Source organism: Streptomyces sp. NPDC058401 (genome assembly GCF_042722885.1).
Classification (GTDB): Bacteria; Actinomycetota; Actinomycetes; order Streptomycetales; family Streptomycetaceae; genus Streptomyces.
Genome location: NZ_JBHXKA010000217.1, coordinates 1 through 8,130, shown reverse-complemented (window position 1 = coordinate 8,130; position 8,130 = coordinate 1). Strand labels below are relative to the sequence as shown.

Sequence of the window (8,130 nt, the reverse complement as noted above, 5' to 3'; positions counted from 1 at the left end):
GGTCCGGGCAGCGCCCGGGGACACCCCCAGCCCGTCCGGCGCTTGCGGACCAGGTCCGGGCAGCGCCCGGGGACACCCCCAGCCCATCCGGCGCTTGCGGACCGGGCCCGGGCCGGCCCGGGGACACCCCAGCCTCGCCGGCGTTTGAGGCGCGGGTCCGGGCAGAGCCCGGGGAACGGTGGAAGGGCGGGTAGGGGACTTCGCCCCGCAGGGCAGCAGGGCAGCACGGCCAGGCCACAGCCCTCAAGCGGAGCTCCGCTTGCGCGGCGTCACCGCCTTCTTCGCGGCAGCCCGCGCCGGCTTCGCCTCCGCAGCCTTGGCCGAGGCCGCCTTCTTCGCAGCCGCCGTACCGGCCTTCTTCTTCGCAGCGGCAGCAGCACCAGCGGCCGTCGCCGTCGACTTCTTCGCAGCACCCGCACCGGCACCCGCACCCGCACCCGCACCCGCCCCCGACGCAGTCGACTTCTTCCCACCCACCGCCTTCGGCGCAGCCGCCCCCGCAGCCGCCCCCGCCCCCGCCTTCTTCCGCCGAATCGGCGTAACCTCCGCCCCCGCCCCCTCCGACGCAGCCGGCACCGCCCCTTCCCGCGAAGCCTTCGCCGCCCGCACGCTGTTCTCCAACGCCGCCATCAGGTCGATGACCTGCCCACCCGCACCCTCATCCGGCGGCCCCGCCGCCACCGCAGGTTCGCCCCCGCCCGCCTTCGCCGCGATCATCGCCTCGACCGCCTCCCGGTAGTCGTCGTGCAGCGAGTCCATCTCCACTTCCCCCAGCGTCGCCATCAGCGCGTCCGCCAGGTCCAGCTCGGCCTCCCGTACCGATACCTCGCCCTCGGGCGCCACTCCCTCCGGAACCCGGATCTCGTCCGGCCAGAGCAGCCCGTGCATCGCGATCACGTCGTCGACGACCCGCAGCATGCCCAGCCGCTCCCGCCCCCGCAGTGCGTACTTCGCGATCGCGACCTTCCGGCTCCGCTTCAGCGCCTCCCGCAGCAGCGTGTACGGCTTGGCCGCCGTGGCCCCGCTCGCCGCGAGGTAGTAGGCGGCGTCCATCTGCAACGGATCGATCTGATCGGCGGGCACGAAGGAAACGATCTCGATCGTCTTCGCGGTGGCGATCGGCAGCTGTGCCAGGTCCTCATCGGTGATCGGAATGATCGACCCGTCGGCTTCCTCGTACCCCTTGCCGATCTCGGCGGTCGGCACCTCCTCCCCGTCGAGCTCGCAGACCTTGCGGTAGCGGACGCGTCCGCCGTCGCCGACATGGATCTGGCGGAAGGAGATCGAGTGGCTCTCGGTGGCGTTCACGAGCTTGATCGGAATGCTGACCAAGCCGAAGGAGATCGCCCCGTTCCATATGGATCGCACGGTTCCTCCTGTTTCGTGGCAATCTCATCGTATGACGCCGATCACCCTGGTGGAGGGCCGTCGCATTTCGCTCAGCAACCTCGACAAGGTCCTCTACCCGGAGACCGGCTTCACCAAGGGCGAGGTCCTCCACTACTACGCCACGGTCGCGGGCCCCCTGCTCGCCCACATCCACGACCGCCCGGTGTCCTTCCTGCGCTATCCCGACGGCCCGGACGGACAGCTCTTCTTCACGAAGAACCCGCCGCCCGGTACCCCCGCCTGGGTGAAGACCACGCCCGTGCCCCGCTCGGAGGACCTGCGGGCCGAACAGGTGGTCGTCGCCGACCTGCCCGCCCTCATGTGGGCCGCCAACCTCGTCGTCGAGTTCCACACCCCCCAGTGGCCGGCCGGTGCCCCCGCCCTCGCCGACCGCCTGATCCTCGACCTCGACCCCGGTTCCCCCGCCACCGTCGTCGAATGCGCCGCCGTCGCCCTCTGGCTCCGTGACCGCCTCACGGCCGACGGCCTCCACGCCTGCGCCAAAACCTCCGGCTCCAAGGGCCTCCATCTGGCGGTACCCCTCGAACCGACCCCCTCCGAGCAGGTGTCTGCGTACGCGAAGGTCCTCGCCCAGGAGGCCGAGCGCGAGCTCCCCGACCTCGTCGTGCACCGGATGACCAAGTCGCTGCGCCCCGGGAAGGTCTTCGTCGACCACAGCCAGAACGCCGCCGCCAAGACCACGGCGGCCCCGTACACGCTGCGCGCCCGCGCCCTGCCGACGGTCTCCGCCCCCCTCTCCTGGGAGGAGGTCGAAGCCTGCCGCACCCCCTCCGACCTGGTCTTCCTCGCCGACGACATCGCCCCCCGCCTCGCCCGCGACGGAGACCTCTTCGCCCCGCTCCTCGACCCCGGCCTGGCCGGACGGCTCCCGTGATCACCGTCGCGCTCGCCGCGGCCGTACGGACCCTGCCGCGCGCGCCCGGTCTCGCGTACGAGCCCAAGTTCGACGGCCACCGCCTCGTCGTCGTCCGCACCGTTGACGGGGTGGTCCTCCAGGCCCGCTCCGGCCGCATCGTCACCGCGGCCTTCCCCGACCTCGCGGCGGCCGCCCTCCAGCTGCCCGCCGGGACCGTCCTCGACGGGGAGGTGGTGGTCTGGCACGCGGGCCGCACCGACTTCGCGCTCGTACAGCGCCGGGCGGCCGCCGCCTCGGGGGCGCGGGCCGCCGTGCTGGCCCGGACGCTGCCGGCCTCGTACGCCGCCTTCGACGTGCTGGAACTGGCCGGCCTCGACCTGCGCGCCCGCCCGTACGAACGCCGGCGCGCCCTCCTCGTCGACCTGCTCCTGCCGCTGGGCCCGCCGCTCCAGCCGGTCCCCATGACCACGGACCCCGAGCTGGCGGAGACCTGGTACGAGACCCTGCCCGCCAGCGGCATCGAGGGCCTGGTCGTCAAACGGATGGACCAGCCCTACCCGGCCGGCCGGCGCGGCTGGCAGAAGCTCCGCCACACCAACGTCCGCGACGCGGCGGTGGTCGGCTACACGGGCACCGCCCGCCGCCCGCTCGCCCTCGTCCTGGTCCTCCCGGTCGGCGACGAGACCCCGCTGGTTTCCAGCCCGCTGACGGCGCCGCTCCGCGCGGAGCTGGCGGCCGCGCTGGCCGCCCGCGGCCCGCAGCCGGCCGGGGGAGCCCCGGCCGCGCCCTGGGGCGCCACCATCACGGCCATCGGCCTCGGCGAGGTCCCCTTCCACTCCCTGGACCCGCCGCTCACGGCCGAGGTCCGCCACACCTCCACCCGCCACCCGCCGCCGGAGGTCCTGCGCCTGCGCACAGACCTGTGACCCGCGGCGGGGCCGCGGGTCACAGGTCGGGTCGGGTCGGCCTCAGGCCTTCATCCGCCGGTCAGGCGGGGTTGGCGCCGTCCAGGGGCGGCAGGGTCGGCGGCTGCTTCCGGGGCCGTGGATTGGGGTGCTCGTACCCCGATTCCCGCTCGGCCCGGGCCTCGTCCTGATGGCTGTGGGTGCGGGAGCCGAAGTTCCCGTACCCCTGCATCTCGTGCGGGCGCAGTCCGTTCTCGGGGAATTCGACGTACTCCCGCTCCTCGGAGACCTCGTGCACCGCACCACCGTCGGGCAGGTGCGGCTGGCTCTCGGCGGAGGGGGGTGCGGGTTCCTGTGCCCGGACCCGCTTGCCCAGCAAGAACCCGCCGAGCAGGAAGCCGACCACGATGAGCCCGACGACCAGGAACCACGCGATGTTGGTCAGTGTTCTGTCCACCGCGAGGAAGATCAGAGTCGTGTCCATACAACCCATTTTCCCGCATCGGCGACGATTTCACCCGATCGCGGCCCCGTCCGGCCTCCTCACCCCCTGAGGGGGCCGTCCGCGTCCCGCACCCCGCGGACCTCACGGCCCCCGAGCACCGCCAGGATCTCCGCACAGATGGCCAGCGCCGTCTCCGCCGGGGTCTGCCCGCCCAGGTCCAGGCCGATCGGCCCGTGCACCGTCCGCAGCCGCTCCTCGCTCACCCCCGCGGCGAGCAGCCCCTCGCGGCGCCGCGCGGTGGTCTTGCGGGAGCCGAGCGCGCCGACGTACGGGATTCCGAGCGCGAGCGCGGTCCGCAGCGTCGGCACGTCGAACTCCGGATCGTGGCTCAGCATCGCCAGGCAGGCGGCGTCCCGCCGAGCCCCGAGCAGCTTCTCGGCCTCGCCGGCCTCGGTGACGACACTGACCTCCCACCCGAGCAGCCGGGCCTGGGCCTCGATGACCTCGGCCAGCTCCCCGCCCCCGCCGATCACCACGTACGGAGCCGACGGGTACGCCTCCACGAGCACCAGCCCGGACCCCGCGTACAGCGCGTCCCGGCCCGGCCGCCGCGTCCTCAGCAGCTCCCCGGCCCGCCGCTCGGCATCGCCGGACGGCTGATCGGCCCCCCGCACCACGACACTGACGGCCCGATCGGCCCGCTCGTTCAGCTGGGTCACCAGCGCGACCCCGACCCCCTGCCCGAGCAGCTCCCACCACTCACCGGGAATCGCCCCGAGCGGCTGCAGCAGCACCTCGGCCTGCCCACCACACGTCAGCTTGGCCTCAACGGCCTCGCCGGCCCCTACGGAAACCTCGCACACCCGCGCGGTCTCATCGGCCCCCATGGAGGCGGCCTCCGCGACGAGCTCGGCATCGAACACCCCCCGGTACAGGGCCCCGACACACTCGCCCTTCACATCCACGAGCACGGCCCCGGCCGGATCCCGAGGGCCGAACCCCTGCTCGGTCACGGGCCGCGCCAGGAACCCGACCCGCCCCTCGGCCACCCACTGCCGCGCCGTCTCCACCAAGTCACGCATTCCGCGCCGCCCCATCCTCACCGTCAGAGCACGCCACACAGCCTCAGAACCCAAGTGGCCTCCCCTCCAACCTACGCACGCACGCCCCCACCCCCACCCCCCAAAACCCACAGACCCACCCCCACCCCCTTCGTACGGACCACCGGAATTCCCCTCCTTGACGCGGCGGAGGCGGTGGATGCGCTGCTGAACACGCTGCCGGCCAAGCAGGTCTTGGTCCACCACCCGGCCGGCGCCAGGTCGCTCAGGGACGCCGGGACGGCTCCGCCGCGGCGGTGAAGTGGGCGGCGATCCGGAGCAGTTCTCGGACGTCGTCCTCCGGGATCCGCAGATCCGGGTGCCGGACGGAGTCGGCGTATTCGGCGGGGACGGCCGGCCGCCGTCCGCCGTGGCGTGCGGCGAGGGCCGCGTGCAGTTGGTCGGCGGTGATCGCGGCGGCCAGTTCGCCGTCGCGGAGACCGTGGCCGCGGTGCCGGGTGCCGGAAGCCTCGCGGACGGCGGGTTCCAGATGGACGGCCAGCGCCCACTGGCCGTCCCGGATCTCCACGCAGCGCCGGTACAGCTGCCAGCTGACGTCCCAGACCGGCAGGTTGACGCGGGTGGGGCGGCGGCCCGGCTGGAGCGCGATCGCGGGCATGGAGCGGTGCATCACCTCCCACAGCGGCCCCAGCGTCCGGTACTGCCGCTGTGCGCGCAGCCAGCCCCGTACGCCCGGAACCAGATGCACGCCGAGCGCGGGGACCAGGAATCCGGTGAGGACCACGAGGGTGCCGCCGTCGGCGCAGGCCCAGGCGAGATGCTCCACGGCCGCCGGGATACGGGCGTCGCCGCGCACGGCGGCCAGCAGCGCGGCCAGCCGGATCGCGCAGTAGCCGAGGGTGAGCAGGGCGCCGGCCCCGGCGATCCGCAGGCCGCGCGCCACCCACACCTCGTCGGTGCGGCGGGCGGCCCGCAGGCAGCCGACGACGAGGAGTGCCTGGCCGGCACCGTACGCCGAGATGTACAGACCCAGATATGCCTGGTAGACGCCGACACCAAGATGGCGGGCCGTGAACGTCTGGGGGGTGGTCGGCCCGGTCGTCGGGAGGAGTGCGAAGAGCAGCACCAGGCCCGCGATCACGGCCGCGCCCGCCAGCAGGGAGGTCCGGGCCGCCCGGCGGGCCGCGTCCGGCGGCAGGATCCAGCAGGCGAGCACGACCGGCTGAAGGGAAACCTGGGCGATCACGCAGACGAACGAGGCGAGGAGGGCGATGGAATGACTGTCCGTCACCTCGCCGAGATGGATCCAGGTGGGCTCCAGGGACACCAGGAAGGACAGCGCGCAGAAGCCGTACACCCCGGCGAGTGCGGTCAGTGCGGTGTCACGGCGGTGTCTGCGGGCCGGCCGCAGCAGGAGGCAGAACCCCGCCACGGCCAGCGTCAGGCAGAGCGGATGGAGTAGCTGCTGCATGGTGCGGGCCGGTCACCGCCACCCGCGGAGCAGCGTCCGGGCGGCCCGGTCCTGGCGGGTGGTCCGCCCGCGCGCCGGCCGGTGCAGCAGGTGCTGGAGATGGGTGCCGATCAATTCGGCCTCCCGCTCCTCCTCGTGCACGTAATCGGTGCGGCCGAGCATCACCCGGACCTTCGCCGGGTCCAGGTGCGGGACGAGCCGGTCCAGCTGGTCGGCCGTCGACGGATGTTGCTGCGCGGTGCCAGCACCCAAACCCGTACCAGCACCCGTGCCCGTACCAGCGCCCGCGCCCGTGGTGAGGCCGCGGGTGAGGCCGTGGCCTCGGATGATGTGCCCGATCTCGTGGGCGATGATGTGGTCCTGGTGCACCCGGCTGGTGTTCTCGTGCACGAAGATGTAGTCGATGCCGGCCGCTGTGCGGACCCACATGCCGCAGATGCCCTGGAAGCTGCCGGCGGGCGCGGGCACCAGACGGATGGGATGGCCGGAAATTCTCTGGATGGCCGGGATCAGTTCCCGGACATCGGCGGCCGGTGGAAGGTCGAGCCCCTTCACGAAGCGCCGGCTGAGGCGCCGTGCTCTTCGGTCCGACTCCGGTGCGGCGGGTCGGAAGTCCGGCTTGACGTGCGGCTTAGAAAACATCGGCAGTGGTCACCTGGCCGTTGTTCGTGATGGATGGATCAGCCCCGTTGCTTGCCATACGTTCCATCGCAGCATGGCGACCCGATCTCCGTATAGGAGATTTCAGGACACTGTCGACCCGTTGTCGACGTCGCCGAGGCCTTCCAGCTCGCGGACCCGCTCGATCATCTCGGTGATCGACTTCAGGCTCTTCTCGGACAGCCCGGCGGTCCGCAGCGCCACGTGCTGCACCTTCGCGTCGCGCAGCGCGGCGAGCAGGCCCAGTTCCGCGTCGACGGCGTCGGTGACCCGGTCGTCGAAGAAGTAGGCGGGCGGCACCCCGAAGAACTGGGCCAGCCCTTCCAGGTGGCGCAAAGTCGGGTTGTCGCGCTGCCCCTTGCGCAGCAGCCAGATGTAGCTGCCCGAGATCGGGATCCGCTCCGCCGTGATGGCCCGCGCCACTTCCTCGACGCTGTACGGGCCCCGGCCGGCGGGGGCCGTGTGGGCGAAGAGGTGCTCCAGCTTCTCGGCCAGTGACTTCGGGGCTGCCGGCGGCCCCATCGGGTCCGCCTGATCCGACCGGTCCACCGGACCCGACCGGTCCGCCTGATCTGCCTGATCGGTCATGACGTACCTCCATCTCCGGCGCGCACCCTATCACCACACTGGTGTGTCAGATTCACAATCTCGCAATCAATCTCAGTTGACGGCTTGATCGGGTCGTGCCTAGAGTCGCGCCATCGACTGGTGTTTCGATGAAACCGACAAGGATCGAACCTCAGTCGATACCGATGTGGGTCGTTCTCATCCACCCCCACCGAAAGGGAATGTCATGGCCAAGATCGCGGCCTTTATGAACCAGCAGGACATGGGCCCCATCGCGGAGAGCAAGCTCTCCGTCGACGGCACGCCCGTCATGGCCACCCCGGCCGTCATCGCCGTTCCGGCCTCCGTGAAGATCACGGCCGGAATCGTCGCCTTCACCATTCCGGTCGGTGCGTACGTCACCGGCCGCGTCGTCAACTGATTCCGGATTCCGGCCGTCGCGCCGGATGACACCAGAAAACAGGGAGGGGTACAGATGAACAGCATCACCGAGAGCGTCCGCGTCATCGCGGGCGCGACGCTGTCGGAGGACTCGGGCGAGCGGACCACCAGAATGATGCCGGTGGCCTTCACCCCGGCCGTCCTGGTCGCCACGCCGTACGCCGCGGGCGGGCTGGCGGCCGGTGCCGCGGCGGTCGGCGCCTACGAGGCCGGCCGGGTCGCCGCCAAGGGCTGATCCCCGCCGGATCGACCGAGTATTCGCCGTCGCTCCACGAGCGGGAACAAGGGCTGTCCGGCCGCGCTGGAATCGCGGC

The 8,130-nt window shown here is 72.2% G+C and carries 10 protein-coding genes; 4 read left to right on the top strand and 6 right to left on the bottom strand.

All coding sequences use genetic code 11. The annotated features are described in order from the left end of the window. Positions 1–243: 243 nt before the first annotated feature. Positions 244–1,368, bottom strand: coding sequence for a Ku protein (locus tag ACFWNV_RS38285; RefSeq protein WP_383956524.1), 1,125 nt, complete (start codon positions 1,366–1,368; stop codon positions 244–246). Between the two features lie 31 nt (positions 1,369–1,399). Between ACFWNV_RS38285 and ligD the strand changes: the two genes are divergently transcribed. Together ligD and ACFWNV_RS38275 are read left to right on the top strand one after the other, a co-directional pair. Further along, on the top strand, positions 1,400–2,284 hold the full coding sequence (ligD, locus tag ACFWNV_RS38280) for a non-homologous end-joining DNA ligase (protein WP_383956521.1): 885 nt from the start codon (positions 1,400–1,402) through the stop codon (positions 2,282–2,284). After that, the gene (locus ACFWNV_RS38275) at positions 2,284–3,192 is read left to right on the top strand and encodes an ATP-dependent DNA ligase (protein ID WP_383956527.1); all 909 of its coding nucleotides are present in this window, start codon (positions 2,284–2,286) and stop codon (positions 3,190–3,192) included. The genes ligD and ACFWNV_RS38275 overlap by 1 nt, the downstream gene beginning before the upstream one ends. Positions 3,193–3,253: 61 nt before the next feature. Here ACFWNV_RS38275 and ACFWNV_RS38270 read toward each other — a convergent pair whose 3' ends face one another. The 5 genes from ACFWNV_RS38270 to ACFWNV_RS38250 all read right to left on the bottom strand — a co-directional run bounded on the left by ACFWNV_RS38270 (position 3,254) and on the right by ACFWNV_RS38250 (position 7,396). Continuing rightward, positions 3,254–3,655, bottom strand: a complete 402-nt coding sequence (locus ACFWNV_RS38270) for a DUF6479 family protein (protein ID WP_383956518.1) — start codon at positions 3,653–3,655, stop codon at positions 3,254–3,256. Positions 3,656–3,714: 59 nt separating this feature from the next. Beyond that, positions 3,715–4,698: an XdhC family protein gene (locus ACFWNV_RS38265; RefSeq protein ID WP_383956516.1), complete on the bottom strand. Its 984-nt coding sequence runs from the start codon at positions 4,696–4,698 to the stop codon at positions 3,715–3,717. A 244-nt stretch (positions 4,699–4,942) separates the two neighbouring features. Beyond that, positions 4,943–6,148, bottom strand: coding sequence for an MAB_1171c family putative transporter (locus ACFWNV_RS38260; RefSeq protein ID WP_383956513.1), 1,206 nt, complete (start codon positions 6,146–6,148; stop codon positions 4,943–4,945). A gap of 12 nt (positions 6,149–6,160) precedes the next feature. Next, the gene (locus ACFWNV_RS38255) at positions 6,161–6,616 is read right to left on the bottom strand and encodes a hypothetical protein (protein WP_383956509.1); all 456 of its coding nucleotides are present in this window, start codon (positions 6,614–6,616) and stop codon (positions 6,161–6,163) included. 276 nt (positions 6,617–6,892) lie between these two features. After that, positions 6,893–7,396 carry a helix-turn-helix domain-containing protein gene (locus tag ACFWNV_RS38250; RefSeq protein WP_383956506.1) on the bottom strand — a complete coding sequence of 168 codons (504 nt, stop codon included), beginning with the start codon at positions 7,394–7,396 and terminating at the stop codon, positions 6,893–6,895. Positions 7,397–7,601: 205 nt separating this feature from the next. Here ACFWNV_RS38250 and ACFWNV_RS38245 point away from each other — a divergent pair, with 205 nt between their 5' ends. Together ACFWNV_RS38245 and ACFWNV_RS38240 are read left to right on the top strand one after the other, a co-directional pair. After that, a complete protein-coding gene (locus ACFWNV_RS38245) occupies positions 7,602–7,796 on the top strand; it encodes a hypothetical protein (protein WP_266904480.1) in 195 nt (64 codons plus the stop codon). A 54-nt stretch (positions 7,797–7,850) separates the two neighbouring features. Beyond that, complete coding sequence (locus tag ACFWNV_RS38240) at positions 7,851–8,051, top strand: hypothetical protein (protein WP_383956502.1); 201 nt, start codon at positions 7,851–7,853, stop codon at positions 8,049–8,051. The last annotated feature ends 79 nt before the right edge of the window (positions 8,052–8,130 follow it).